The sequence below is a fragment of the Carbonatibacter coralli genome (assembly GCF_039592655.1).
In the GTDB taxonomy this organism is placed as follows: domain Bacteria; phylum Pseudomonadota; class Alphaproteobacteria; order Kiloniellales; family Kiloniellaceae; genus Carbonatibacter; species Carbonatibacter coralli.
Genome location: NZ_JBBUTJ010000001.1, coordinates 336,203 through 362,421, shown reverse-complemented (window position 1 = coordinate 362,421; position 26,219 = coordinate 336,203). Strand labels below are relative to the sequence as shown.

Sequence of the window (26,219 nt, the reverse complement as noted above, 5' to 3'; positions counted from 1 at the left end):
AGGCTCTGATCCGTGTGAAAGGATCAGAGCCTTTTTCCGTTTCCCGTGACAGGAAGGAGGGACCCTATTCGGCAGGTTCAGCAGCCTCTGTTTCCGATGGAGGCTGTTTTTTCTTCCTGCCTATGCGGGAGATGAAGTTTCTGAACTTCACCCGCAGCATCAGGGCGCAGGGTGTAACGATCAGTGTCAGCACTGTTGCAAAGCACAGCCCGGCGGCAATGGCTGTCGAGAGCTGCGTCCACCATTGGGTCGAAGGCGCCCCGATCATGACATTGCGGTTGATCAGGTCGATGTTCATGGACAGAACCATGGGCATCAGGCCCAGAATGGTGGTGATCGTTGTCAGCATGACAGGACGAAGGCGCTGGGCACCAGTTCTCAGGATGGCCTCGGCCGGGTCCTTGAAAAGCTTGTTCATGCGATCATGGGTGTCGATCAGGACAATGTTGTTGTTGACGACAATCCCCGCCAGAGCGATGACACCGATCCCCGACATGATAATGCTGAAAGGTTGCTGGATGATCAAAAGCCCCAGCATGACACCGGCTGTGGACATGATCACCGCGGACAGAATCAGGGCGGCACTGTAGAAGCTGTTGAACTGGGTGACCAGAATGATCGCAATCAGGAACAGGGCAATGCCAAAGGCCTTGCCAAGGAAGGCCTGTGCGGCTTCCTGTTCCTCGTTTTCACCCTTGAAGGTGATGCTGACCCTCGGGTCCCATTCCTGCGTTTCTGCCCAGGCTTGCAGGTCCGTGACGACATTGTCGGCCAGAACGCCCGGTGCCACATCTGCTTTGACAGTCACAGTGCGCTTCGCATCAATGCGGTTGATCAGGGAAATCTTTGGCACGGCTTCGCGTTTGACGAAGTTGGAAAGCGGGATCAGGCCGGTGTTGGTTTGAATCTTGATCTGATCCATGTGCTCGAGATTGCGTTTGTCTTCCGGCAGACGCACGACCAGATCAACTTCCTCGTCATTGTCATCAGGGCGGTAGGTTCCAACCTTCATGCCGTTTGTCAGCATGCGGACGTAGCTGCCAATGAGGGCAATGTCGGCGTTAAACTTTGCGGCCTGTGCGCGGTCCACGTTCAGGCGCCATTCAATCCCGGGAAGAGGCAGACCATCCTCAATTTCGACAAGGCCTTCCGTTTCATGAAGCTTGTTGGCAATGCGTTGTGCGGTCGGGTAGATCAGTTCCGGGGTGCTTGAGGAAATCTCCAGCTGGATGGCCTTGCCAACAGGCGGGCCTCCTTCTTCCTTGCGCGCCTCGACAGCAATACCGGCAAGGTTTGTTGTGCGTGTGCGGATTTCCTCGATGATCTCGTTGGCAGTTCTGCGATTGAACCAGTCGGTAAACTCGATCTGGATAATGCCAATGACATCTTCGGGGGTATCATTGCCGGAGGGGGTGTCGGCATAGGAGGTTGCGTAAATGCTGTGGAACTCTCCGTCCTCGCGCTGCATGTCGAGAATCACCTTCTCGACCTCGGCAACCAGTGAATCCTTTTCGTTCAGCGACATGTTGCCCTGTGCCCTGATCTGGACGGCCATCCGGTCCGGATCGACTTCGGGGAAGAACTCGATGCCCTTGCCGAACTGCCCGTAGAGCGTGAAGGAGGCAAAAAGGATACCGACCGTTGTCAGAACCACCAGTCCCGGATAGTTCAGGGCCTTTTTCAGGGTGCGAACATAAAGGCCGGTCGGGCCGGACAGAGACGTCAGGTCTCCGCTTTCCGAAGCGGCCAGATTGGCCATCACCTTCGGATCTGCGGCTCCCCCCGGTTTGCCGATCAGGCTGCCCAGGGTTGGTACGGCAATCAGGGCCATGACCAGAGAGGCAGAGAGCGTCATGATCAGGGTGATCGGCATGTATCTCATAAACTCGCCAACAGTGCCCGGCCAGAACAGCAGCGGGGCGAAGGCAGCAAGGGTTGTCAGTGTCGCTGCGATAATCGGCCAGGCCATACGCTGGCCCGCGATCTTGTAGGCCTCACGACGATGCAGGCCCTCGCTCATTTTCCGGTCGGCCAGCTCTGTCACCACAATGGCGCCGTCGACCAGCATCCCGACAGCCAGAATCAGGCTGAACAGCACAACCATGTTCACGGTCAGGCCAAAGGCATTGAGCAGCAGGATGCCTGTCAGAAAGGAACCGGGGATGGCGAGACCGACCAGCAGGCCGGAGCGAACACCCAGGGCCGCGACCACGACGATCAGAACGAGAATGATGGCCGATGCCACATTGTTCTGCAGATCCAGCAGCATGGTCTTGATCTGTGTTGACTGGTCCTGGGAAAAGCTGACCTGAATGGCATCCGGCCACTGTGCGCTTTCTTCCATGACAGCAGCGCGAACTTGATCAATGGTTTCAATGATGTTGGTGCCGGTCCGTTTCGAGATTTCCAGAGTGACTGCACCCTGTCCGTTGACGCGTGCATAATCTTCCGCATCCTTGAAGGTCTTGCGCAGCGAGGCAATGTCCCTGACGCTGACAACAGCATCGCCATCGGACTTGACCGGCATGTTCAGAATGTCTTCAGGTCCTTCGAAAAGGCCGGGAACCTGAATGGTAAAGCGTCCCTGCCCTGTGTCCAGTGACCCTGCAGCAACGACAATGTTGGAACGGGAAATGGCATCGACAATGGCAGAGGCATCCAGATTGTAACTTTCAAGGGCCAGCGGATCGACAACCAGTTCAACCAGATCTTCCCGTTCGCCGACAATCTTGGCTTCCAGAACGGTCTGGATCCCCTCGATCTTGTCCTGGAGACGATTGGCGGCCTGCAGCAGTGTGCGCTGCGGGAGCTCGCCCGACAGGTTGACCACGAGAATGGGGAAGAGGCTCAGGTTGACCTCGTTGACAGTCGGCTCGTCGGCATCCTCGGGCAGCTCGGCCTTGGCGATGTCGACCTTTTCACGGACATTGGCCAGTGCGATATCGACATCAAAGCCTGCGTCAAATTCCATCGTGACGTTGCCGCCACCCTGATAGGCTGTTGATGTCATCTCCTTCACGCCTTCAATATCCTTCAGTTCCTGCTCCATTGGTTTGAGCAGGAGGCGTTCGGAATCAGCAGGGGAAATGCCTTCATAGTGCATGCTGACATAGATGAAGGGAACGTTGATGTCCGGTGTGTCTTCCTTGGGAATGGTGATGTAGGAGATCGTTCCGCTGATGAGGATCAGGAGCAGGGAAGTCAGGACAGTCCGGGAGTGATGAATGGCCGCTGCAATAAGGGTGTTCATGAGGGTTGCTCCGCCGGGTTCACCTGCGCACTGGAGGAGCGGTCGGCATTTTGCTCAAGGCCGGCTGCACTCTGTTCAAAGGGCTGCAGGGTTTTGGCATCAACAGGCAGGACCTTCTGTCCGTCGAGGACGAATTCCTGGCCAACAGTAACCAGAACGGCATCGTCCGGCAGGTTGCTGAGCCACAGGCCGTCTGTTGTGCTTTCAAGAATGTCCGCTGGAACAAATTCCACTGTGTTGTCCTGTTTCAGTGTGAAAACGCCGACCTGTCCGTCATCACGGATGGTCAGAATTCCCGGGGAAACAAGATGGGCCTTGCGCGCAGCCATTTGAATGGAAAGTTCGGCAGTGACACCATCGGCAATGGAATAATCCGGATTGGGCACGATCACCTCGATCCGGAATGTGCGTGTATCGGGATTTGCCCTTGCTGCAATAAAGCGAACCTCGCCAACAGCACGCTGACCGGATGAGAGGTGAACCTCTGCGTGATCCCCAACGGAGAGGCTGGAAACCAGTTTCTCGTTGATTTCAGCAGAAACCAGTATCGAAGACAGATCAACAATGACACCAAGCTCGTCGCCTGTATCCAGATAGGTGCCGATTTCAACAGGGCGGGAGTTCAGGATACCGTCAAAGGGCGCCTTGATCTGTGTCTTTGCCAGATCAATTTCCATACGGCGAAGATTGGCGCGGGCGGCTTCCAGTTCGGCCTTGTTGGCTGCCAGCTGTGTTTCGGCCTTGAAGCCTTTTTTGGACAGGCGCTTGGCGGCTTCATACTCGATTGTTCTCTGGGCGAGGAGGGCTTTGGCTTCCTCGATTCTGGCGCGTTTGTCGTTGATCTCGACCCGGGCGATGACATCCCCTGCCTTGACGAAAGCGCCTTTTTCGAAGGGAAGCTCCTCGATGTTGCCCTGGACTTCCGATTTGACCGATACAGACCGGAGGGCCTCGCTTTGACCTCTCAGCGAGATTGATCTGCTGTAGTCCTGGGCGAGGAACGGGCTGACCCTGACAGACTGGATTTCGTTTTCCAGTGTCAGGTCAACAGGGGGCTTGGAGACAGGAATGACCTGCTCTTCACTGTCGCCGGTCTGGTCGTCCGCAGTTTGGTCACTGCCGGTTCCAACCTGCCCGGAAAGAACCCAGACCGCTGTTCCAGCTGCCAGAATGAAAGCTGTTAAATAGGATTTTTTCATGTGTTTATCCTGTTACTTCCCATGCAGCATCTTCAGGGCTGCTCCCGCGTGTCAGACCGTTGGAGACGTTGCGAGTGATCTGACACGGATAACATTTCACAGCCACTCTATGTTCATAGTACGGCATGAACAAGAAAAAGCCTATGGATGCATAGCTGCAACGAGACATTCGCATAAGCAGGGTGACCAAAAGGTAACGACCCTGCTCCGGCCTGCCATCCTGATGGATTGGCGGCCTCTATTCTCTGAACGTTGAAAGGGGGCAAAAGGTTCAAATTTGAGAGAAATACCTTTATTTGCCTTTGAACGGGCTTTCATCCATAGTTGGTGTCTTGCCACAGGATTCCAAGGTGGAATTCCGGCTTCCAGGAAGGAAGAGAGACAGCAGGATGCGCTTTGACATTCCCGTTTCAGGACTTCAGACCAATGCTGTTCGTGCCTCTGTTGCTGCGAACAACATTGTGAATGTGCGCTCTGTTGAGTCCTCGGCCCTGCCGGATCTTGTGCCGTTCCGTCCTTCCAGGGTTGAAGCGGTTTCCGGTGTGAACGGTGGTGTGAGCGCCGATGTCCGCCTGAGAGAAGGTCGCCCGGTTCCGCAAGGTCTTTCCGGCGGTTTGGCTGGTGCTTCCGGAATTGAGGCACAGAGCAATGTTTCCCTCGAGCAGGAAATCGTCGATTTGAAGGTTGCCTCTACTGCCTACAAGGCGAATGCAGCCGTGGTTCGTACCTTTGATGAACTCTCCGATACGCTTCTGGACACTGTGGGCCGCCGGGACGAAGAGGATTAAGGCTCCTCTCTTCCTTTGCTCTTTGCTGTTTCTCCGTTGCCGGCCCGGCTTTTGGAAATTGCCCGGCTGAGCAGAATGGTTGGAAGCAGTCCAACCAGAACAATTGTCAGTGATGCTGTCGATGATTCAGACAGACGCTCATCCGAAGCCAGATTGTAGGCCTGGACCGCCAGCGTGTCGAAGTTGAACGGGCGCATGACCAGTGTGGCAGGCAATTCCTTCATGACATCGACAAAAACCATGAGACCGGCTGTCAGAAGGCTGCCTTTCATCATGGGCATATGCACGTGCCAGAGGGTTGCGTACTTGCCCATACCGAGGGTGCGGGAGGCGTCTTCCATGGAGGGTCTGATTTTCTGGAGGCCGCTTTCCAGTGTCTGGATTGAAGCCGCCATGAAGCGAACCAGATAGGCAAAAACCAGCGCAGCGACACTTCCGGTCAGGAGCAGGCCCGTTGAAAAACCGAAGTTTTCTTTGGTCCAGGAGGCAAGGGCGTTGTCAAAGGCCGCAAGGGGGAAGAGGACACCAAGAGCAACAACGGTTCCCGGAATGGCATAGCCCATGGAAGCCATCCGGTTGGTCAGACTGATCATCAGACCGGGGGTCAGACGCTGGGCATAAACCAGAGGCAGGGCCAGAAGAACGGCTGCAACAGCAGTGATCGCCGCAATTGTGAAGCTGTTGCCTGCCAGAGTGAAAAACTTCGGGCCAAACTGGGCATCCCCGAGCTGGAAGCTCATGGCAATCAAGATGAGTGCCGGGACAATGAAACCGATCAGCAGAGGGATGAAACAGGCCAGAAAGGCCAGAAGGGCCTGAAGGGGTGAAAGCCTGTAGTCGGGCAGGGTTTGATAGCGGTTTGTGGCGTGGTGGTAGCGTGCCTTGCGCCTGGACAGGCGTTCCAGTGTAATGACCATGAAGACGAAGACCAGCAGACAGGTGGCAAGTTGTCTTGCTGCGTCCAGATCACCAAAACTGAGCCAGGCGTTGACGATACCGGTTGTGAAGGTCTGGATGCCGAAGAAGGAGACCGTTCCGAAATCGGCCAGTGTTTCCATCAGGGCCAGTGCCGTGCCGGCCAGAATGCCGGGGCGGGCCAGAGGCAGGGCAACCCTGAAGAAAGTCCGGAAAGGGCCGGCTCCAAGGGTTCGGCTGACCTCCAGTGCACAGATGGACTGCTCGTTGAAGGTCGCCCGGGCCAGCATGTAGACGTAGGGGTACAGAACAAAGCCCAGCATGATGGTGGCTCCACCAAGAGAACGGATTTCCGGAAACCAGTATTCTCCGTAGCTCAGGCCTGCCAGTTCCCTGATCAGCGACTGGACAGGGCCACTGACCTGTAAAAAGTCTGTATAGGTATAGGCCATCACGTAGGCCGGGACAGCCATGGGCAGGATCAGGGCCCATTCAAAAAAGCGGACGCCGGGGAATTTGCACATGGTCACAAGCCATGCCGTGCCTGTTCCGACAATGGCGACGATCAGTGCAACGCCGATGGCAAGAAGCAGGGTCGTGACAATGTAGTCGGTCAGAACTGTCGAAATCAGGTGATGCCACAGCTCGCCGGACGACTGAAAGGCCGTGGAGGTCACGACAATCACGGGAAAGACAAAAAGCAGGGCAATCAGAAAGGACAAACCGGTGAGGGACGGACTGAACCTCCTGACCGGGAAGCTCTTCTCTTTGTTCTGTTGTATCTCAGAGATCTGCGACAAGAAAAAACGCTCTCCAGAAAAGCGGACTGAAGACGGTGTTTCACCAGCCCTGCTGTGCCTTTGTTTGGTTCCATTCATCATCATCCGGCCTCGGATGTGATTATGCGTGGCATTATCAAAAAGGTTTTGCCTCTGTCATGGGTCTTCTGTCAATCGTTCGCAGAGGGTCTCAAGGTTAATTTTACGGTAAAGATTCCGGGAGCATGGAGAATTTTAAAAGGGGCAAAAAGCTTGACCCTCTTTCGGATAAAGTCTGGTCCAGGTTGTAAGCTTATGAAAACAAAGATGTATTTGAATAGAGAGAAAACGGGATTCTTTTTACAGATAGTGCGCCTCAGGTAAGAGGTTATTAATCTTCCTCTGCCAATCTAGGACACAACCGAACAGACGTAAGTGCCTGTTCGCAATTGTCTCTACAGTATAATTTGGCTGGAATGCGACTATGGATGATCTTTTGAGCGAGTTTCTGACGGAAACCAACGAAGGCTTGACCACTCTGGACATGGAGCTGGTAAAGCTAGAGCAAAATCCAAATGATACGGAATTGCTCAGTAGCATCTTCCGCCTGATGCACACCATTAAGGGAACCTGTGGTTTCCTTGGCCTTCCCAGACTGGAGTCGGTCGCTCACTCCGGTGAGAACATCATGGGCAAATTCCGTGATGGCGAGCTGGAAGTCAGTGAAAAGGGTGTTTCCCTCATTCTGGAATGCCTGGACAAAATCCGTGAAATTCTGGGTGTTCTGGAAGCTACCGAAGAAGAACCTGAAGGAGACGACAGCGATCTGATTGCGCGCCTCAACGCCCATGCTGATGGTATGGACGCTGGTGCTGCACCTGCCGCAGCGGCTCCTGCTCCTGTTGAAGCCGAGCCTGCCATGGGCGCTGCTGTCGAAGAAGAGGAAGAGGAACTGGACGAGCTGGAACGCGCATTCCGCGATGCTCCCGGTCCCGAGGAATTCGCAGCCATGCAGGCTGCTGAAGCCGCTGCCCAGGAAGAGGCTGCTGCCCCGGTTGAAGCTGCTCCCGCGCCAGCCCCCGCTCCTGTTGCCGAAGCGCCAAAGCCAAAGGCAGAAGCTGCCAAGCCGAAGGAACCAGCCAAGGCTGCCGCTCCGGAAACCTCTGTGGCCAATCAGTCTATTCGTGTGAACGTGGATCTGCTCGAGAACCTGATGACCATGGTGTCCGAGCTTGTTCTGACCAGAAACCAGCTTCTGCAGATTCTGCGGACCCAGAAAGAGAGCGAATTTGCTGCGCCACTGCAACGCCTGAACCACGTGGTTTCAGAGCTGCAGGAAGGCGTGATGAAAACGCGTATGCAGCCGATTGGCAACGCCTGGGCAAAACTGCCACGGATTGTTCGCGATCTGGCGCACGAACTGGACAAGAAAATCGATCTCGTCATGAAGGGCGCGGATACAGAACTTGACCGTCAGGTTCTGGAACTGATCAAGGATCCGCTGACGCACATGGTGCGGAACTCTGCGGATCACGGTCTGGAAATGCCCGCTGATCGTCTTGCCGCAGGCAAGTCGGAAAACGGTCAGGTTCTCCTGAACGCCTATCACGAAGGTGGACACATTATTATCCTGATCCAGGATGATGGCCGTGGCCTGAACACCGACAAGATCAAGTCGAAATGTATCGAAAACGGTTTGGCGACCGAGGCCGAACTGGAAACCATGAACGATCAGCAGATCCACCAGTTTGTCTTCAAGGCCGGTTTCTCGACCGCTGCACAGGTGACATCTGTATCGGGCCGCGGTGTCGGTATGGACGTTGTACGCACCAACATCGAGAAAATCGGCGGTACGGTCGAGCTGAATTCTGTGGAAGGCAAGGGAACAACCTTTACCATCAAGATTCCGCTGACACTGGCGATTGTTTCTGCCCTGATCGTCGAGTCCGGTCGTGAGCGCTTTGCCATTCCGCAGCTGTCTGTTGTCGAACTGGTGCGTGCATCCGACAATTCGGAACATGTGATCGAGCGTATCAATGACACGCCGGTTCTGCGTCTGCGCAACCGTCTGCTGCCTCTGGTGAACCTGAAGAGCCTTCTGAAGCTGTCAACACAGGAAGAGGACGAGCAGGACAAGCTGCGCAATGACAACTTTATCGTTGTGGCCCAGGTGGGAACCTACAACTTTGGTATCATTGTGGACCGCGTATTTGACACCGAGGAAATCGTGGTCAAGCCTGTGGCACCGATCCTCCGTGACATCCAGCTCTTCTCCGGTAACACCATTCTGGGTGATGGCGCTGTGGTGATGATCCTTGATCCGAACGGCATTGCCGCGTCCACCGGTGAAATCGCCGTTACGGACGGAGACATCGGTTCGCTGGCGGATCGCCATCTTGCCAAGGACGAAGAGCGTGTTGCCATGCTGGTCTTCAAAGGCGGAGACGAAGCGCCGAAATCTGTTCCGCTGGCTCTTGTGGCCCGCCTGGAAGAGGTGGACATGCAGAAGGTGGAGCACTCCGGTGGCCAGTATCTGGTCCAGTATCGTGGTCAGTTGATGCCGCTGGTTCCCATGGAAGAAAACACAGTGCTTCCGAAGGAAGGGCACAAGCCTGTTCTGGTCTTCTCTGACCGCAACCGTTCCATGGGGCTGGTCGTCGACGAGATCGTCGATATTGTCGAAGACCGCATGAATGTTGAAATCGGTGCAGGCAAACCCGGCTTTATCGGAAGTGCCATCATCGCCGAGAAAGCGACAGATGTTCTGGACACAACCTACTATCTGACACAGGCCTTCCCCGACTGGTTTGTTGCCGAGGGTGCTGCTGATGGAAGCAGTGGCGGACGCAGCCGTATCCTGATCGTGGATGACAGTCCGTTCTTCCGCAACCTGTTGACACCACTGCTCACAGCAGGTGGTTACGAGGTGAAGGCTGTGGACAGCGTCAAGGCTGCGCTTCAGCTCTGTGAGGACGGCAAGATGTTCGATGTGATCGTTTCCGATATCGAAATGCCTGACGTCAACGGTTTCGAGTTCGCTGAAATGCTGCAGCAGAACGATCGCTGGAAAAATATCCCGATGGTGGCGCTGTCTTCCTTTGCTTCTGCTGCCGATCTGGATCGCGGTCGCGAGGTGGGCTTCAAGGACTATGTGGCCAAGACAGATCGTGACGCGCTGTTGTCGACATTGAATGATACCCTGGCAGAGCTCAAGGGCGCTGCGGCCTAAGTGGTGATCGGAAAGAAAGGTAAAATCCGTGAGTGAAACCTATAAAGCGACAGAAGATTTTGTCACGTTTTACATCGCTGGACAGCTCTTTGGAGTGCCTGTCTTGACGGTTCAGGATATTCTCAATGCCCAGCAGATTACTCCCATTCCGCTGGCTCCTGTCGAGATTGCCGGTTCCCTGAACCTGCGTGGCCGGATTGTGACAGCAATTGATGTGCGCAAGCGTCTGGGGCTGCCGGACCGTGAGGAAGAGCACAGCATGAGCATTGTCGTGGAGCACGAGAATGACCTCTACAGTCTGATGGTTGATTCAGTGGGCGAGGTTCTGGCCGTTGATTCGTCTTCCTTCGAGAGAAATCCTCCGACTCTGGATCAGCGTTTCAGAGATTATTCTGTCGGTATTTACCGTTTGGATGGTACGCTTCTGGTCGTACTGGACGTGAATCGCTTCCTGGATTACGGCAAGCGCATCGAGGTTGCATAAGAGAACAGGGATGTTCAAAGCCCGGGACTGTCTTTATCCGGGCTTCAAAATAACTAATACGGAGCTGCAAAATGAAAACCTGTCTGGTGGTCGATGACTCCAAAGTTGTCAGAATGGTTGCCCGCAAGATCCTTGAAGGTCTCAGTTTCAATATTGAGGAAGCCGAAGACGGTCAGGTCGCACTGGATAAATGCAAGGCTGCCATGCCGGATGTCGTTCTGCTTGACTGGAACATGCCTGTTAAAAACGGTCTGGAATTCCTGATCGACCTTCGCGCGCTGGAAAATGTTCAGCAGCCGGTTGTTGTTTTCTGTACAACGGAAAACGATATGGCGCACATCCAGCAGGCGATCTCTGCCGGTGCAAACGAATACATCATGAAGCCGTTTGACAGTGACATCATTGAATCCAAATTTTCTCAGGTAGGTCTCCTCTAATATGCCTTCAGCACTTTCGCCCTCTGGACCATCCGTCAGAGATGCAGGGCAACATGACTTTCAGGTAATGGTTGTTGATGACTCCGCTGTGATTCGGGGACTTCTGACGCGAACGCTGGAGAGTGATCCCGCCATCAAGGTTGTAGAGTCTGTTGCGAACGGCGAGATTGCAGTTCGCAGACTGGAAGCAGATCCGGCCAAGATCGATGTTGTTGTGCTGGATATTGAAATGCCGGTTATGGACGGCATCGAGGCCCTGCCGAAACTTTTGCAGGCCAAACCCGGTTTGCAGGTTATCATGGCCTCGACATTGACACGCAAGAACGCCGAGATTTCCATGAAGGCCCTGAGCCTGGGTGCTGCGGACTACCTGCCCAAGCCCACGTCTTCAGGCTCTCTGACCCGGGCTGATGACTTCAAGCGGGAGCTCGTTGAAAAGGTCAAGGCCCTGGGAGCTGCGGCAAAGGGCATGAGAACCCGTATCGTGGTTGGCCCGCAAAAAACGGAACAGGGGCCCGAGCCTGAAGTGGCCAGACGCCCGGCGGCACCGGCCGCAAAGACGGCTGCGGCTCCGCAACGCGCTGTTTCACCGGCTGCTGCGACCCCCGGAGCAGGCAAGCAGGTTTCTCTGCGTCCCTTTGGCTCTGCCAAACCGGATGTCATTGCAATCGGAAGTTCAACGGGCGGACCACAGGCCCTGTTCGAGGTTCTGGGAAACCTGGGGACAACAACGCAGCCTGTGGTGATTACACAGCATATGCCGGCAACCTTTACGACCTTGCTGGCGGAACATATTTCCCGCGTTTCCCCGATGCCCTGCAAGGAGGGTGTTGATGGAGAGATTGTAAAAGGCGGGCACATCTATCTGGCACCGGGTGGATACCACATGGTGTTTGAAAAACAGGGAACAAACCTTGTTCTTCGTCTCAATCAGGACGCGCCGGAAAACTTCTGTCGCCCTTCGGTTGATCCCATGGTCCGGTCTCTTTCCGCGATCTATGGTTCCCGACTGCTGGTTGTGATACTTACAGGAATGGGGAGCGATGGACTTCGCTCTTCCGAAATTGTGACTGCAGCAGGTGGTTCTGTTGTGGCGCAGGATGAAAAGAGCAGTGTTGTGTGGGGAATGCCTGGTGCGGTTGCAACAGCCGGGTTGTGTTCTGCAGTGTTGCCATTAAAAGAGCTCGCACCTCAAATTCAACGTCTTGTTACAAGGTCGGCGGCATGAATGTGAAAGATTTCGAATATATCTCGGATATTCTCAAACAGAGATCAGGACTGGTTCTGAATCAGGACAAGTCCTACCTGTTGGAGAGTCGCTTGAATCCTGTTGCGCGTCGATGGAACCTCTCAGGCTTTGATGAACTGATCCAGAAGCTGCGCACGTCCAGTGACGAGCGATTGCTGGTCGATATCACAGAAGCGATGACAACCAATGAGTCGTTCTTCTTCCGTGATCAGAAACCCTTTGACCAGTTCCGTGATCTGGTTTTGCCCCAGCTGCTTGAAAAGCGTGCTGCGACCAAGAGCATTCGCATCTGGTCTGCGGCCTGTTCAAGTGGTCAGGAGCCCTACAGTCTCGCCATGTTGCTGGATGAGGCAAAGGCGAAGCTCATGGGCTGGAAAATCGAAATTGTGGCAACGGATCTGTCCAACGAGATTCTGCAAAAGGCCAAGGACGGTGTCTATACACAGTTTGAAGTACAGCGCGGACTTCCCATCAACTTCCTGATGAAGCATTTCACGCAGGACGGGGATCGCTGGCAGATTTCCCAGGATATCCGCAGAATGGTGACATTCAAGCCGTTTAACCTGTTGTCCAGCCCTGCCGGACTGGGCAGGTTCGATGTGATTTTCTGTCGTAACGTCCTGATTTACTTTGATCAGCCAACCAAGTCCAAGGTGTTGTCCGGCATGTCCGGTATCATGCAGGACGACGGCTTCCTTTATCTGGGAGGTGCGGAAACTGTTCTGGGTATTTCCGATGACTTCAAGCTGATCCCCGGACAGCGTGGCGTCTATGGCCTGACACGCAACATGTAACAGAAGCAGAGCCCTGCCGGCATGCCAGCAGCAGGGTCAGTCGATTGAACAGAAGCCCGTTGCGGAATGGTCCGGCGGGCTTTTGTTATGGCTGCAGACCCGGGGCAAAACGGAGCCACAAAAAAAGCTGCCCTGTGAAAAGGCAGCTTTCTTGTAAATGGTGACAGAGCGAAAGGAGATCAGCCGTTGGCCGCTGCCTGTTCCTCGTCCTCATAGGGGTCACGCAGGACGTAACCGCGTCCCCATACGGTTTCGATGTAGTTCTCTCCGCCGGTCACATTGGTCAGCTTCTTGCGCAGTTTGCAGACGAAGACATCAATGATTTTGAGCTCGGGCTCGTCCATGCCGCCATAGAGGTGATTCAGGAACATTTCCTTGGTCAGCGTTGTGCCCTTGCGCAGCGACAGCAGTTCGAGGATGCCGTATTCCTTGCCTGTCAGGTGCAGAAGCTTGTTGTCGACCTCGACAGTGCGGGTATCAAGGTTCACCGTCAGACGACCGGTCTTGATCAGTGAAGCGGAATGTCCCTTGGAGCGGCGAACAATGGCCTGGATACGGGCAACCAGTTCGCGCTTGTCGAAAGGCTTGGTCAGATAGTCATCCGCACCAAAACCCAGTCCCTTGATCTTGTCGTCCAGACCGTTGAGGCCCGAGAGAATAAGGATCGGTGTCTGGACACGCGCTGCGCGCATGCGGCGAATAACCTCGTAGCCTTCGATATCCGGAAGCATCAGATCCAGGATAATGATGTCGTAATCGTAGATCTTGCCGATTTCCAGTCCATCTTCACCCATGTCCGTGATGTCACAAACATAACCTTCGGATTTCAGCATCATCTCGATGCTTTGGGCGGTTGCAGTATCGTCTTCAACCAGCAAAACTCTCATGATTTACATCCTGTAAAATCTGTTTCTGCGTCAGATGAATCCTGACCATTCAGGGAATAGGTAACCTGTCGATTACCTTCGATTAAGAAAGGTTAACATAAATTTGATACTGCGCCATAGATGTTAACAAAACCTTACCGGTTGATAAAAACTGTGACAAAAACGGGGCATTTCAGAAAAAAGCCCTGCAGGGATGAATTTGCAGCAGTTTCCGGGGGCGGGACTCTGTTTTCTGTGAAGGAAAGAGGATGATTGTATGTGTTTTTGGTGTCTCTCTATTGCCGGGAACAGGCTTTTTTCATGAAACTTGATTAACAGCATTTACAGTAAAGCGAAAATTAAGGTTAAGCACCTCTGTGGTTCTGCCGGGGGTAAGCTGTGGTGAAGGGCTGTGTTTTCTGTTTCGCCTTGTCCCGGCGTCCCGGCAGAAAATCGCCTTCCTGAATCTCTGCAAGCTGTGATTTTAACTGCAGCGAAAGGGATGGGATGTTACCATCCGCATACTGAGGAAACTGACTGTTTTGCTGAAGAGTAGCCAATGACAATTGAAAGCCTGACAAGGGAAATTGACAATCTGTCTGACCATCAGGTCTATGGACGTGTTTCGGGTATCCTGGGCATGCTGGTGGAACTGTCCGGACTGGACAGGCTTTTGACAATCGGATCCCGTTGCAAACTCATTGGCCGCGACAACAAGCCTGTCCCTTGCGAGGTGATCGGTTTTCAGCAGGGGCGTGCGCAACTGCTTGCCTTTGGTTCCCTGGATGGAATTGGCCTCGGGTGCAAGGCCGTCCTGTCCCAGTCGACGCCGGTGATCCGTCCCACGAGAGCCTGGCTGGGGCGTGTCATCAACGCCCTTGGCGAACCGATTGATGGCAAGGGGCCGTTACCGGCGGGGCCTGAACCCTTCAAAATCCGCCGCCAGCCTCCGCCTGCCCACAATCGCAAGCGTGTCGGTGACAAAATTGATCTGGGCGTTCGCACGATCAATACCTTTCTGTCCTGTTGCCGGGGGCAGCGGATGGGGATCTTCGCAGGGTCGGGTGTCGGAAAGTCGGTTCTTCTGTCGATGATGGCCCGTTACACATCGCTTGATGTGAACGTGATCGGACTGATTGGTGAACGGGGGCGCGAGGTTCAGGAGTGGCTTGAGGATGATCTTGGCGAGGAAGGTCTTGCCAACTCGGTTGTCGTGGTCGCGACGTCTGACGAACCGCCCCTGATGAGGCGCCAGGCGGCCTATCTGACCATGGCCCTGTCCGAATACTTCCGGGACGAAGGACTGGATGTCCTGTGTCTGATGGACTCTGTGACCCGTTTTGCCATGGCCATGCGCGAGATTGGCCTGTCTGCCGGTGAGCCTCCGGCGAGCAAAGGCTATACACCTTCTGTCTTCGCAGAGCTTCCCCAGCTGCTTGAAAGAGCCGGACCGGGAACCTCCGAAAGAGGATCGGTGACAGGGCTTTTTACGGTTCTGGTTGACGGGGATGATCACAACGAACCCATTGCCGACGCTGTCCGGGGTATTCTGGATGGGCACATTGTTCTGGAGCGCCGGATTGCCGAGAGGAACAGGTTCCCGGCGATCAATGTCCTGAAGTCGGTTTCGCGGACCCTGCCCGAATGCAACAGTGACACTGAAAATGCACTTGTTTCCCGGGCGCGTGAGCTGCTCTCGACTTATGAGAACATGGCTGAACTGATCCGCATCGGTGCCTATCAGGCCGGTGCAGACCTTGCTGTGGATCAGGCCATTGCCCATCACGATGCGCTGGAAGCCTTTCTGAAACAGGGCAAACACGAACAAAGCGATCTGGTGACAGGCTATACACAACTGGCTCAAATTCTTGGAATTGAGGTTGGCACAGCCTTTTCGGAACCACATCCGCAGGAACCAGTTGCTGAAGAACTTTATGGACAACAGGCCGGAGCTGCCAGCGGGTTTTCCATGCAGGGGCAGGAACCGTCTTTGCGCGATTTCGAATGACGGAGGCTTAACAGATGCCTTTGAAAACGTCAGTGGACAGTCTTGTAAGGGTTTCGAATTACAGACTTGATGAAGCGCGCGAGGAACTCTTGCAGCGCAAGGGTTTTCTGCAGCGGATGGAAGAGGCTGTTGAGGCACTGGACCTTGCTCTGGAAAGGGAAAGGGCTTTTGTTCAGTCCCAACCTGAAATGACGGTGACCTTTCCGGCCTATATTGAACGCTATAAGCAGGAACGGGCAGAGGCACTGGAACGCGTGGCCCTCGCGCAGCAGGCTGTGGATGAGGCCCAGCAGATTGTCCGCGATTTCTTTCTGGAACTGAAGAAGTACGAAGAGGCCCAGAAAGCGGAACGTGAGCGTTTGCAAAGGGAACTGGATCTGAAAGAGCAGATCGAGATGGATGAAATGGGTACGCAGCTTCACAGACGGGCCTCTCGCTCCAGGCAATAGACACTGAAGGTTCGGCTGTATCAGAGCCCCGCGATCAAACCGATGAAAAGGCAGGAGATCACGAGTGCAGTGATGGCTGCTCTCAGTTTGAAAAACTCCCGTGTCACGGATAAGGCAACCCTCAGTTTGTGGTCGATATAAAGCAATGCGGCAAAGACCAGAATCAGCAGGGCAAGTCCTGTCGAGCCACCTGTCATCAGGGCAAGCCAGGCCGCCAGTGCCGTCACATTGCTGATGATCAGCAAGGGATAGCCGCTGTTTTTGCCAAACATTTCCCGGGACCAGTGCAAACCGGAAACAAAGGACGCGATGACCGCGCCATAACTCAGCAGAAAATGGTTCGCTGCAATCCCGAGAAAGGAGCCATCAGCAAGAGAGAGCAGGGCTCCGAAGACAAAGGGGAGTCCCCCGGCGAAGACCAGAGTTTTCATAAGGGGCGAGATTTTCGGAAAGGCAGTTTCAGGGGTGCTGAAAGACATGGGAACTCCGGGCCTTGCTGCTGGATGACGCTTTTCTGTTTCGCATTTATAGGTTTGAAACTGCTCTGCGGATCAGATGCTGTGATCCTGTGTCTGAACCGAATGGTTCTGCAGACTTGTCCAGTCCGCAGAGGCTTCGAAACGCAAGGCGCCCTCATATCCTGTGGCAGAGACTGAATCCGAAAAGAGCTGCTGGATATCCCGGGTCATTTGAGCGGGCAGGGGAGATCGCGTTCTGATGATCAGGTCGAAGCGTTTGCTCTTGACCAGTCCGTCCAGCTGCATGTCTCCCACTGCTCTGAGGTTCAGTTCCAGTTGAAAACGTGTGGTTTTATCCTGCGGGTCCTGTTCGCTGTCCTGCTGTTCCTGATCCCTGATATGGAAGCGCAGTGTTTCCAGCTGTCCGTCAATCCACAGGGGAATGTGCATGGCCCGCCAGTCCCCGGCCGGCGTTTCGATGGAACGGCCCAGAGTGGGAAGATCCTGCAGGAGGCGTTGCAGGAGCTGATCTTCGCCCAGATCGGCAAGTGCCTGAAACAGGGGGAGCGTTTCAAAGGACTGCCTGGGTGTTATGTTGAGAGCATTGAGGAAGAAAAGCAGCTTGCTTGTCAGCTTTGTATCTGGCTGGGGAAGGGAATTGTGAAACTGCTGTCCCTGCCCGTAGGAGTTCAGAATGGCCAGAGCCTGCCTCAGATCCTCGTGCAGACGCTCATCCGGGTTCAGGGTTTTTGAGAGAAGCGCAAGAGGGTTTTCGACAGAGACCAGACGCAGGGAAATGCTCTCGCCTTCTGCAAGATGGTTCAGGCCGGCGACAAGAATTTGACCCAGCGGGGAATTGAGAATCGTCCCGCCTGCATGCTGCCCGACGGCTGTTGCGGTAAAGGCCGGTGTGTTCCCCTGTGTCGAGGCTTGCGCGTGGAGTGTTCCGGGACTGTGGGGCAGGAGCTGGAGAACGGTCCCTGCTTTCAGGTTCGCAGTCGCTGGCAAGAGACCTGCTGCTTGTCCTGATGATCCGGGGCTGTTCTGTGTCGGGGTTCCTCCAGCCTGCACGCCATGCCCACCCTGCGGAACGCTTCCAGCTGGAAGGGAGGATGAGTGGGCAGGAGTGGCTGTCCCTGATGGAACGATCAGCAATCCTCTGAGTGGTGTTGTCCCCAGTTTCAGGCTGTCTGCCTGCACGGCAGGGGTTGAACTTCCCTGCAAGGAGGATCCCGGAGTTGAGGGCCCTTTGAGAAGCGTGAGGAGAACTGGTGTACCAGGCTGAGGCGCGGGTTGGGGTTGTTGCGTTGCAGGTGGCAGTGTCAGCAGGACAGATGCTCCGGCCTGCAGGTTTTTCAGGACAGAAGCAGGGAGTTCTGCTGTGCTGATGGTCACGGTCCCCTGCGCTGTCCGGATCACAGCCTGGCGGGTTTCGGTCTGAATGCTTTGAACTGTGCCGCGGATTTGTGTGGGCTGGCTCTGACTTCTGTCTGCGAGATCGGCCGACAGCGAGACAGCCTGAACAGGATGGCCTGTCTGTGCAGTGACTGTGCCTGAAGGAACAGAAGAAGCAGAAGGGGGAGGCGGTGTGATGTTTGTCATCCGTTCCTTCCCTTTCCACTTTGGAGACGTCCGAAGTTCCTGCCCTGGCAGGAGCGGTTACTTTTTGGGTTTGAGCAGGGACTGGGCAATGGCCTCAACACGCCGGGCTGCATCCGAACCGGGATAGCGAACCAGCAGAGGTGTCTGGTTTCTGATCGCATCCTTGACCTTGCCGTCCTTGACGATAATACCCGCCAGTTCCGGTGTGATCTTCAGGAAGGATTCACAGGCCTTGCGAATGGTGCTGTAGGTCTTGTGCCCTTCGTGCTCGTTCTCGGCCATGTTGACGACGATCCGCAGGTCGGCATCGGGATGCTGCATCCGTGTGAGTTTGATAAAGGCATAGGCATCTGTCAGCGACGTCGGCTCGTCTGTGGTGATGACCAGACAGACCTGTGCCTGTGAGGCAAGTTGACGAACCGTTTTGTCGATACCGGCACCCAGATCAAGGATCACATGATCATAGGAGTTGGATAGCTCGCCCAGATCGCGGCTGAGTTCAAAAAGGCGCTGGCTTGGCAGATTGGCAAGACTGCCGGAGCCGGAACGGCCTGCAATCACGTCAAAGTTTCCGTCAGGGTAGCGTACCTTTGCATCCGCAAGACTGTAGCGGCCTGAAAGCACACCGCCCATGTCCTTGTTTGGGGCAAGCCCCAGCTGGATATCAACGTTGGCCAGCCCGAGGTCGCCATCGAACAGGAGTGTCTTGTTGCCCTGCTGGGAAAGAGCGTGTGACAGGGTGATCGACAGCCATGTTTTGCCTACGCCCCCCTTTCCGGAAGCAATGGCGATGATGTTGTCGCTCTTTGGGCCAGTCTGTGTTGCCTGTCCGTGGAGAGCCTGAATGTTGTTTTTCTTCACTTCAATCATCTGCGTGTACCAGTCGCAAAGGGAGAGGGGACATGGGCTTGGTTTGCTTCCTGTGACAAATCACTCTGGGGGTCCTCTTCTCCGGGAAGCAAAAGTCGCGCCAGAGAAACAGGATTGATTGGTGTGAGCCCGTCGGCAATCTGGGGTGAGGTTCCCGCTGCCATCAGGGCCAGCTTGCCGGTCAGGGCTGCGGTCAGAATCCCTCCGTAACGATGTGTCATGTCCAGCTTGGTGGGAATAAAATGCCGGGCATTGATCGCTGCAAAGGCTTCGGCCTTGTCTGCTGTCTCAAAAACATCACCGCCTGCAGAGAGGACCACTGCGATTTCGGGATCGACAGTTTGTGTAAACTCTTCAATGTCCTGAAGGGCGGCCTGATCGAAAGGATTCACGCCGAAACAGTCAATAAGCACCAGTTCATCTGCACTGCGACGGGCCATTGCGGCGCGGAGTTCGTTGGGAGTATCCGCCATGTCCAGTTTGGCATTCAGACGGTGGCAGAAGCCCGAGATCTGCTCCAGTCCGCCGGTTTTGCTGCCATCAAGTGTGATAACGGCTGTCTTTTGTCCCTGGATCAGCTGACGCGCGCAGATTTTTGCTATGGTCGCTGTCTTTCCGTCTCCCGGAGGACCAACGAGCATCAGGGGCTTCTGGATCGGACCGCTCGGCAGGGAGGAAAAGGAAAGCTTGTTGTCAAAGGCTCCGGCCAGGGCAAGGTGCCATTCATGCGCCGGAACGCCCGAGGCGTCGCCGACGATCCGGTTGATCAGCGGCTGGGGCAGGCGGTGGAATTCCAGAATGTCTGTGATTCTGTCCAGAAAGTCGATGTCATCACTGGGAAAGTCGTCCTGAATGGCCTGTTCTTCAACGAACAGATCATCATCCAGACCTGCAGTCACCTGCACGCGTCCGTCCGACATCTCTTCGGAACTGAGGATAATGGCCTCGTCTCCCAGATCGTCCCGGATCAGGGACATCGCTTCCGGCAGGTTCTGGCAAATGTAGTGTTTGATCCGCAACTGCGGCTCACTCCTTCTTGTCGGCTGACACAATCGTCTTGATTTCGCAGAGTGTCAGAAAAGTCTTTCTATAGGTTTAAATCCGGCTTTTTATGCTTTCAAATTGTGGCCTAGACAGATCCCAGTGTCTTGATCTTCACCTTCGGGTGAACTTCATTTTGAGAGAGGACAACGGTTGCCGGTCTGAAACGCTCGACAATGGAGCGGACGTAGGGGCGTATCCCCGGACTGCAGAGCATGACGGGCGTTTCCCCCATCATGGCGTGCTGTTCAAAGATCTGGCGGACAGCGTTGATGAAATCCTGTAGCTGGCTGGGGGCCATGGAGAGCTGTTTTTCCTCGCCGTCCCCCACGAGGCTCTCTGCAAAGACCTGTTCCCATTGCGGGGAAAGGGAGAGCATCGGAATAAAGCCCTGTTCGTTGACGAGGCTGTTGGAAATCTGGCGGGCCAGCCTGGAACGGACGTGCTCGGTCAGGAAATTGGCGTTGCGGGTATAGTTGGTTGCCTCGGAGACACCTTCGAGGATGGTGGGCAGATCCCGGATCGAAATGCGTTCCGAAAGCAGGTTTTGCAAAACGCGCTGGAGGCCGCCGACAGAAATCTGGCCCGGAATGATATCGCCGATGAGTTTCTGGTGTTCCTCGGGAAGCTCGTCGAGCAGTTTCTGCGTTTCGCTGTAGGACAGAAGTTCGGAAATGTTGTCCTTCACAACCTCGGTCAGGTGGGTTGTGATAACGGTGGATGCATCCACGACGGTATAGCCCCGGAAGAGCGCTTCTTCCCGCTGGCTTTCATCGACCCATTTTGCCGGAAGGCCAAAGGTCGGCTCCATGGTGTCTTCACCCGGGATCGCGATGTTCTCGCCTCTCGGGTCCATGATCAGCAGCATGGTCGGACGCAGTTCCCCTTCGCCGGCGCCAATTTCCTTGATCCGCACAATATACTGGTTGGGGGGAAGCTGGAGGTTGTCCTGAATGCGCACTGACGGGAGCACAAAGCCAAGCTCCTGGGCGAGCTGCCGGCGCAGCCCCTTGATCTGGTCTGTCAGACGTTCCCCGCCCTGCCCGTTGATCATGGGCAGCAGGCCGTAACCGAGTTCAAGACGGATATGATCAATGTGCAGGGAATGGGAAATGGGGTCCTCTTCCACCGGTGCGGTTGCTTCCTGCTCCTGGGCGGCAGCCTCCTGCTCATTTTCCTTTTTGTCGAGTGTCCGGTTTGACAGGTAGCCCAACCCGCCAGCCACAATGGCCAGTGTCATGAAGGGAACAAAGGGTGTTCCCGGAACAATCGCAAGGAACCCCATGAGAACCCCGGACATCCCGAGCGCGCGGGGATAGCCGCCAAGCTGGCTGAACAGGGCTTCATCGGTTGTGCCGATCTGTGTGGATTTGGAAACGAGAAGACCTGCGGCCGTGGAAACAATCAGAGCCGGAATCTGGGAGACCAGTCCATCACCAACAGTCAGAAGTGTGTAGGACTGGGCTGCATCACCGACAGACATGTCGTTCTGGGCAACGCCGATGATGATTCCGCCGATCACGTTGATAAAGGTGATCAGAAGACCGGCGATGGCATCTCCGCGGACGAACTTGGATGCGCCATCCATGGAGCCGAAGAAGTTGCTCTCGTCCTCGAGTTTCTTGCGCAGCGTCTTGGCTTCGTTTTCGTTGATCACTCCGGATGAGAGATCGGCGTCGATTGCCATCTGTTTGCCGGGCATCGCATCCAGCGAGAAACGCGCGGCGACCTCGGCAATCCGGCCGGCGCCCTTGGTGATGACGATGAAGTTTACAATCACCAGAATGCCGAAGATGATGATCCCGATCACGAAGTTGCCGCCCATGATAAAGGCGCCAAAGGCCTCGATCACCTGTCCGGCAGCATCCGTTCCCTCGTGACCGTTGGCCAGAATCAGGCGCGTCGAGGCCAGGTTCAGCGACAGCCGGAGCATCGTGGCAATCAGCAGGACGGTCGGAAAGGAGCTGAAATCCAGAGGTTCCTTGATAAACAGGGATGTCATCAGGATCAGGACGGAAACGGTGATCGAGATCGCCAGAAACATGTCCAGCAGGAAACTGGGCAGTGGCAGGATCAGGACAGTCAGGATGGCAACAACACCCATCGCCAGCGCGATGTCGGGGCGACGCACTGTATTGAGGATGTCATTCAGCACGGAGGTTCCGCCAGATGATCCTGTTTGTTGTTCCGGGTTGCTCATAAGGTCCTATGGTCTCTTTCGCAGGGAATGCTGTGCGTTGCGCTTCGGTTACGAGAAAGACGGCGTGTCGCTGCCGCGAGGCATGGGGATTGCTGTTCCTTCCTCGCTGTAGATTTTCAGCTTGTTGCGCAGTGTACGGATCGAAATCCCCAGAATATTGGCGGCGTGGGTTCTGTTGCCAAGACAGTGATCCAGCGTGCTGAGGATCAGATCCTTTTCCACATCGGATACAGTTCGGCCAACCAGACCGACAGCGGTTTGTCCGGCCTGTACAGGATCCTGATCGGCCGGAGGAACAGCCGCCGCATAGCTGGCATATCCGCTTGCAGCCGATTGAACCGGAGAGGACACAGGGCTTTCCTGCAGGGGTGCTGTTTCTGCTGCAGGGCTGTTGGCCGAGCCGAGCATCGCACTTGTGACACCTGGTGTCGCGCCTGTCAGAATAACACTTTCCGGCGCAATCTGGTTGTCGCGCGCCAATAGAACGCAGCGGTGCATGGTGTTTTCCAGCTCGCGGACATTGCCCCGCCAGTGATGGGTTCTCAGCATCGTCATGGCTTCATCTGTGACAAGTGGTGTGGCAACAGAATTGGCCTTGGCATACTTTTCGACGAAATGTCGGGCGAGGACTTCGATGTCCAGCGGGCGCTCCCGCAGGGACGGCAGCATGACGTTGACAACGTTCAGGCGGAAATAAAGGTCTTCGCGGAATGTGCCCTTGCGAACTTCTTCTTCCAGATTGCGGTTCGAGGTCGCAAGAAGGCGGATGTCCACCTTGACCGGAGTGCTCCCGCCCACGCGATCAATCTCGCGCTCCTGAATGGCACGCAGAAGCTTGGCCTGAAGACGGGGGTCCATCTCGGAGATCTCATCCAGAAGCAGCGTGCCCCCATTGGCCTCCTCAAACTTTCCGATCCTTCTGGTGACTGCGCCGGTAAAGGCGCCTTTCTCGTGACCGAAAAGCTCTGATTCCAGCAGGTTCTCAGGGATGGCTGCGCAGTTGACAGAAATAAAGCTCTTCTTGGAACGGCGGGAATGGTTGTGGATGAAACGGGCCATCACCTCCTTGCCTGTTCCGCTCTCCCCGGTGATGAGAATACTGGCATCGGACGGTGCGATCTGTTCCGCGAGACGCAACACGGCTTCTGTGGCGGGGTCGCGGTAGATCAGGGAGGATGTTTCCTCGGTCACGGCTTCCAGAACAGCCGCGATCAGATCGGCATCGGGAGGAAGAGGCAGATATTCCTTGGCTCCTGCGCGGATCGCGTCACCTGCCTTGGAAGGCTGGGTGCCAATACCACAGGCAATGACGGGTACGGAGATCCGCTCGCTGTCCAGTGACTTGCAAAGCTCCATGATATCAAGGTCGATATCCGCCAGCAGCAGATCGGCACCCTGACCGGAGCGAAGAGAATTCAGCGCTGCAGGCACATCGTCAACATGGGCGACCTTTGCCTTGCGTTCCATCGCAATTTTACCAGCTGTGATCATGTGGCCGTTCAGGGAACCAACAATCAGCAAGCGCATGATACTTTCTCCAAAATCAGGCGACCCGGGGGCAGATCGCGTTTCTCTGTATTAGTCGTAGTAGTGAACACGGTCCTCTGCCGGGAGAAGTGTGTTCAGAAGTGTTTCGAGGCGTCTTGGGTTTTCCTGTCTGGAAATGGCCTCAAGACCGGTGCAATAGATCTGGTTGACCAGCATTTCCTCTTCTGCAAGGCGTTCGAGCTTTGCAGCGATAGGGTGGAAAATCATGTTGGCCAGGATGGCACCGTAGAAGGTGGTGAGAAGGGCAATGGCCATGGACGGACCGATGCTGCTCGGGTCATCCAGATTGCTCAGCATCTGAACAAGGCCGACAAGGGTGCCGATGAGTCCCATGGCCGGGGATACCTCGCCGGCGCGGCGCAGAATGCTTGCAGATTTTTTCTTGTGGAGGTGCTCTGCCTGTGTCTGCTGCAGCAGAATACGGGCAAGCTGGTCAGGCTTGTAGCCTTCCTGCAGCATGATCATACCGCGGTTCAGGAACTTGTTGCCCTTGGAGTTCTGCATGTATTTCTGCAGGGACAGAATACCCTGACGGCGGGCGTTGTCGGCCAGGAAAAGGCTTTGCAGTGCAGCATTGGAAGCCGGTTCCGCGTGGTAGGCAACCGCTGCAAACATGGTGCTTTGAGCGCGGATGACATCCTGCAGGCTGAAGGAGGTTGTGGTGACCAGAAATGTTCCCCCGAAGACAATGAGCAGCGAGGGGGCGTCCAGAAATGATCCCGGGCTCCCGCCAAGAACCATTGCGCCAATGATCATGGCAAACCCGCCGATCACACCCAGAATGGTCGCGTAGTCCAATGCTGTCGATCGCTGATCGTTCAGGGCATTCTCTGCTTCTGTGCGTGCTTCCGTTCGTGCCGTTGATGGCGGAATGTTTGTTTGGGTGTTGCTCATGCGCCCTGAACCTAATGCCTGTCCATCTTGATGATTTCTGTCATGGTCACGCCCAGACGGTTTTCGACCACAACGACTTCCCCGCGGGCAACCAGACGGTTGTTGACGTAGATGTCGATGGCTTCCCCGACCTTGCGATCCAGCTCGATAACAGCGCCGCGTCCCATCTTGAGAAGCTGGCTGACCTGCATGTTCGATTTCCCGAGAATGGCAGAAACCTGAACCGGAATTTCATAAACGGCTTCCAGTTCCTTCGCATTGGTTGGCGGTTTGCCGCTGATGGCCGGGATTTCAAAGCCGTCGTCCATATCCGGCATCTCCGGCGTGGACATTTCTGCCTGTTCTGGCGGGAGACCATTGTCGTCGTCGTTCATGTCGCTCATTGCTGTTCTCCGTTATCGATCATGGCCTCATCCTGGGATGAAGAGGTCTCCGATGGAGGTTCGGTCTCCGCCGGAGGGGTGATGGTGTTCTGTTCGGGTGTTGCCGGAAAGGTGCTGTCTATCAGCTCGAAAACCTTTTCCTGAATGTCGGACAGGTTGCGTTCGGCCCCGCCATCTGCCCATTCCACTGCGACATCGCTGAGGGCCTTTTCAGGATCGGGCAGGACAATCAGTTTCCCTTCAAAACCAGCTTGCTTGGTCAGATTGTCCAGAACGGGGTTCATGGCCTCGCACAGGTCCGGATGTATTCTGATGGCAATCCGGGGTTCATTGGGAAGCCGGAGAATGGACTCAGCCACAATGCGTTCGACTTCAGCCTGTGCCCGGCTTTGTTCAAGCGTTGGCAGGAGTTTTTTGAGGATCGTCAGGATGAGAAAACGCGTATCGCCAAGAAGCTTGTCGCGCTCCTGTTCCATGGTTTGGAAAAGCGCGGGGAGTGTCTGTGCAATTGCTGCGGTGGTCTGGTTGATCTGGCTTTCGATGGACTGGAGGGCTGAGACCCGCCCTTCTTCCATGCCTTGGGACAAACCGTTGCCAAAGGATTCCTGGCAGGCGGATTGCAGCTCTTCCTCGCTGTAGCCGGGAGCAATTTCTTCTTCCTGTTCTTCCGGGGCTGGCTCGGAAGGTGCTTGTGCAGACGCAGGCTTGCCTGGTGCTGTCGGCTCACCAAACAATCCGTCTTCAAAGCTGTTTTCGAACAGAAATTTATGCATTGGACCTGTGTTTCACTATTCGCA

General features: G+C 55.2%; 21 protein-coding genes. 8 read left to right on the top strand and 13 right to left on the bottom strand.

From position 1 onward, the window contains the following. Window positions 1-64: 64 nt before the first annotated feature. Both AAAH10_RS01535 and AAAH10_RS01530 read right to left on the bottom strand, forming a co-directional pair. Complete coding sequence (locus tag AAAH10_RS01535; RefSeq protein ID WP_343559866.1) at window positions 65-3,250, bottom strand: efflux RND transporter permease subunit; 3,186 nt, start codon at window positions 3,248-3,250, stop codon at window positions 65-67. After that, window positions 3,247-4,449 (bottom strand): efflux RND transporter periplasmic adaptor subunit, encoded by a 1,203-nt coding sequence (locus tag AAAH10_RS01530; protein WP_343559865.1) that lies wholly within the window; start codon window positions 4,447-4,449, stop codon window positions 3,247-3,249. Before AAAH10_RS01530 ends, AAAH10_RS01535 begins: the two co-directional genes overlap by 4 nt. Window positions 4,450-4,838: 389 nt before the next feature. Here AAAH10_RS01530 and AAAH10_RS01525 point away from each other — a divergent pair, with 389 nt between their 5' ends. Further along, complete coding sequence (locus AAAH10_RS01525) at window positions 4,839-5,237, top strand: flagellar basal body rod C-terminal domain-containing protein (RefSeq protein ID WP_343559863.1); 399 nt, start codon at window positions 4,839-4,841, stop codon at window positions 5,235-5,237. On the opposite strand, the gene AAAH10_RS01520 is transcribed toward AAAH10_RS01525, so the two are convergent. Beyond that, window positions 5,234-6,952, bottom strand: a complete 1,719-nt coding sequence (locus tag AAAH10_RS01520; protein WP_343559861.1) for an ABC transporter permease — start codon at window positions 6,950-6,952, stop codon at window positions 5,234-5,236. The two genes, AAAH10_RS01525 and AAAH10_RS01520, sit on opposite strands and share 4 nt — an antisense overlap. A gap of 442 nt (window positions 6,953-7,394) precedes the next feature. On the opposite strand from AAAH10_RS01520, the gene AAAH10_RS01515 reads away from it, so the two are divergent. From AAAH10_RS01515 to AAAH10_RS01495, 5 genes are all read left to right on the top strand, one after another. Then, complete coding sequence (locus AAAH10_RS01515) at window positions 7,395-10,139, top strand: hybrid sensor histidine kinase/response regulator (RefSeq protein ID WP_343559860.1); 2,745 nt, start codon at window positions 7,395-7,397, stop codon at window positions 10,137-10,139. Window positions 10,140-10,167: 28 nt separating this feature from the next. Beyond that, entirely contained in the window at window positions 10,168-10,623 is a 456-nt protein-coding gene (locus tag AAAH10_RS01510; RefSeq protein ID WP_343559859.1) for a chemotaxis protein CheW, read from the top strand. A 71-nt stretch (window positions 10,624-10,694) separates the two neighbouring features. Then, window positions 10,695-11,060: a response regulator gene (locus AAAH10_RS01505; protein ID WP_343559857.1), complete on the top strand. Its 366-nt coding sequence runs from the start codon at window positions 10,695-10,697 to the stop codon at window positions 11,058-11,060. Between the two features lies 1 nt (window position 11,061). Next, window positions 11,062-12,288, top strand: coding sequence for a protein-glutamate methylesterase/protein-glutamine glutaminase (locus tag AAAH10_RS01500; protein ID WP_442490256.1), 1,227 nt, complete (start codon window positions 11,062-11,064; stop codon window positions 12,286-12,288). Continuing rightward, entirely contained in the window at window positions 12,285-13,103 is an 819-nt protein-coding gene (locus AAAH10_RS01495; RefSeq protein WP_343559854.1) for a CheR family methyltransferase, read from the top strand. Before AAAH10_RS01500 ends, AAAH10_RS01495 begins: the two co-directional genes overlap by 4 nt. Before the next feature lie 179 nt (window positions 13,104-13,282). On the opposite strand, the gene ctrA is transcribed toward AAAH10_RS01495, so the two are convergent. After that, window positions 13,283-13,990, bottom strand: a complete 708-nt coding sequence (gene ctrA / locus AAAH10_RS01490) for a response regulator transcription factor CtrA (RefSeq protein WP_343559852.1) — start codon at window positions 13,988-13,990, stop codon at window positions 13,283-13,285. A 538-nt stretch (window positions 13,991-14,528) separates the two neighbouring features. Between ctrA and fliI the strand changes: the two genes are divergently transcribed. Together fliI and AAAH10_RS01480 are read left to right on the top strand one after the other, a co-directional pair. Next, the gene (fliI, locus tag AAAH10_RS01485) at window positions 14,529-15,977 is read left to right on the top strand and encodes a flagellar protein export ATPase FliI (RefSeq protein WP_343559850.1); all 1,449 of its coding nucleotides are present in this window, start codon (window positions 14,529-14,531) and stop codon (window positions 15,975-15,977) included. 14 nt (window positions 15,978-15,991) lie between these two features. Next, window positions 15,992-16,426 (top strand): flagellar export protein FliJ, encoded by a 435-nt coding sequence (locus AAAH10_RS01480; RefSeq protein WP_343559848.1) that lies wholly within the window; start codon window positions 15,992-15,994, stop codon window positions 16,424-16,426. Window positions 16,427-16,446: 20 nt separating this feature from the next. On the opposite strand, the gene AAAH10_RS01475 is transcribed toward AAAH10_RS01480, so the two are convergent. The 9 genes from AAAH10_RS01475 to AAAH10_RS01435 form a co-directional block, all read right to left on the bottom strand. After that, window positions 16,447-16,905 carry a DUF3429 domain-containing protein gene (locus AAAH10_RS01475; RefSeq protein ID WP_343559846.1) on the bottom strand — a complete coding sequence of 153 codons (459 nt, stop codon included), beginning with the start codon at window positions 16,903-16,905 and terminating at the stop codon, window positions 16,447-16,449. 72 nt (window positions 16,906-16,977) lie between these two features. Beyond that, the gene (locus tag AAAH10_RS01470) at window positions 16,978-18,486 is read right to left on the bottom strand and encodes a hypothetical protein (RefSeq protein ID WP_343559844.1); all 1,509 of its coding nucleotides are present in this window, start codon (window positions 18,484-18,486) and stop codon (window positions 16,978-16,980) included. A gap of 57 nt (window positions 18,487-18,543) precedes the next feature. Beyond that, window positions 18,544-19,356, bottom strand: coding sequence for a MinD/ParA family protein (locus AAAH10_RS01465; protein ID WP_343559842.1), 813 nt, complete (start codon window positions 19,354-19,356; stop codon window positions 18,544-18,546). Next, window positions 19,353-20,375, bottom strand: coding sequence for a flagellar biosynthesis protein FlhF (locus tag AAAH10_RS01460; RefSeq protein ID WP_343559840.1), 1,023 nt, complete (start codon window positions 20,373-20,375; stop codon window positions 19,353-19,355). The genes AAAH10_RS01465 and AAAH10_RS01460 overlap by 4 nt, the downstream gene beginning before the upstream one ends. Window positions 20,376-20,485: 110 nt before the next feature. Further along, on the bottom strand, window positions 20,486-22,597 hold the full coding sequence (flhA, locus tag AAAH10_RS01455) for a flagellar biosynthesis protein FlhA (protein WP_343559838.1): 2,112 nt from the start codon (window positions 22,595-22,597) through the stop codon (window positions 20,486-20,488). A gap of 48 nt (window positions 22,598-22,645) precedes the next feature. Beyond that, complete coding sequence (locus AAAH10_RS01450) at window positions 22,646-24,124, bottom strand: sigma-54 interaction domain-containing protein (protein WP_343559836.1); 1,479 nt, start codon at window positions 24,122-24,124, stop codon at window positions 22,646-22,648. 51 nt (window positions 24,125-24,175) lie between these two features. After that, on the bottom strand, window positions 24,176-25,039 hold the full coding sequence (locus AAAH10_RS01445) for a motility protein A (RefSeq protein WP_343559834.1): 864 nt from the start codon (window positions 25,037-25,039) through the stop codon (window positions 24,176-24,178). A gap of 11 nt (window positions 25,040-25,050) precedes the next feature. Next, the gene (gene fliN, locus AAAH10_RS01440; protein ID WP_343561311.1) at window positions 25,051-25,347 is read right to left on the bottom strand and encodes a flagellar motor switch protein FliN; all 297 of its coding nucleotides are present in this window, start codon (window positions 25,345-25,347) and stop codon (window positions 25,051-25,053) included. A 71-nt stretch (window positions 25,348-25,418) separates the two neighbouring features. Continuing rightward, entirely contained in the window at window positions 25,419-26,195 is a 777-nt protein-coding gene (locus AAAH10_RS01435; RefSeq protein ID WP_343559832.1) for a FliH/SctL family protein, read from the bottom strand. Between the last annotated feature and the right edge of the window lie 24 nt (window positions 26,196-26,219).

Excerpts from the sequence above, each read along its gene's own strand:
- AAAH10_RS01475 (WP_343559846.1), bottom strand. The coding sequence starts at position 16,905 with ATGTCTTTCAGCACCCCTGAAACTGCCTTTCCGAAAATCTCGCCCCTT.
- AAAH10_RS01535 (WP_343559866.1), bottom strand. The coding sequence starts at position 3,250 with ATGAACACCCTTATTGCAGCGGCCATTCATCACTCCCGGACTGTCCTG.
- flhA (WP_343559838.1), bottom strand. The coding sequence starts at position 22,597 with ATGAGCAACCCGGAACAACAAACAGGATCATCTGGCGGAACCTCCGTG.
- AAAH10_RS01515 (WP_343559860.1), top strand. The coding sequence starts at position 7,395 with ATGGATGATCTTTTGAGCGAGTTTCTGACGGAAACCAACGAAGGCTTG.
- AAAH10_RS01500 (WP_442490256.1), top strand. The coding sequence starts at position 11,062 with ATGCCTTCAGCACTTTCGCCCTCTGGACCATCCGTCAGAGATGCAGGG.
- AAAH10_RS01480 (WP_343559848.1), top strand. The coding sequence starts at position 15,992 with ATGCCTTTGAAAACGTCAGTGGACAGTCTTGTAAGGGTTTCGAATTAC.
- AAAH10_RS01465 (WP_343559842.1), bottom strand. The coding sequence starts at position 19,356 with ATGATTGAAGTGAAGAAAAACAACATTCAGGCTCTCCACGGACAGGCA.
- AAAH10_RS01505 (WP_343559857.1), top strand. The coding sequence starts at position 10,695 with ATGAAAACCTGTCTGGTGGTCGATGACTCCAAAGTTGTCAGAATGGTT.
- AAAH10_RS01525 (WP_343559863.1), top strand. The coding sequence starts at position 4,839 with ATGCGCTTTGACATTCCCGTTTCAGGACTTCAGACCAATGCTGTTCGT.
- AAAH10_RS01530 (WP_343559865.1), bottom strand. The coding sequence starts at position 4,449 with ATGAAAAAATCCTATTTAACAGCTTTCATTCTGGCAGCTGGAACAGCG.
- AAAH10_RS01470 (WP_343559844.1), bottom strand. The coding sequence starts at position 18,486 with ATGACAAACATCACACCGCCTCCCCCTTCTGCTTCTTCTGTTCCTTCA.
- AAAH10_RS01435 (WP_343559832.1), bottom strand. The coding sequence starts at position 26,195 with ATGCATAAATTTCTGTTCGAAAACAGCTTTGAAGACGGATTGTTTGGT.
- ctrA (WP_343559852.1), bottom strand. The coding sequence starts at position 13,990 with ATGAGAGTTTTGCTGGTTGAAGACGATACTGCAACCGCCCAAAGCATC.
- AAAH10_RS01495 (WP_343559854.1), top strand. The coding sequence starts at position 12,285 with ATGAATGTGAAAGATTTCGAATATATCTCGGATATTCTCAAACAGAGA.
- fliI (WP_343559850.1), top strand. The coding sequence starts at position 14,529 with ATGACAATTGAAAGCCTGACAAGGGAAATTGACAATCTGTCTGACCAT.
- fliN (WP_343561311.1), bottom strand. The coding sequence starts at position 25,347 with ATGGACGACGGCTTTGAAATCCCGGCCATCAGCGGCAAACCGCCAACC.
- AAAH10_RS01450 (WP_343559836.1), bottom strand. The coding sequence starts at position 24,124 with ATGCGCTTGCTGATTGTTGGTTCCCTGAACGGCCACATGATCACAGCT.
- AAAH10_RS01445 (WP_343559834.1), bottom strand. The coding sequence starts at position 25,039 with ATGAGCAACACCCAAACAAACATTCCGCCATCAACGGCACGAACGGAA.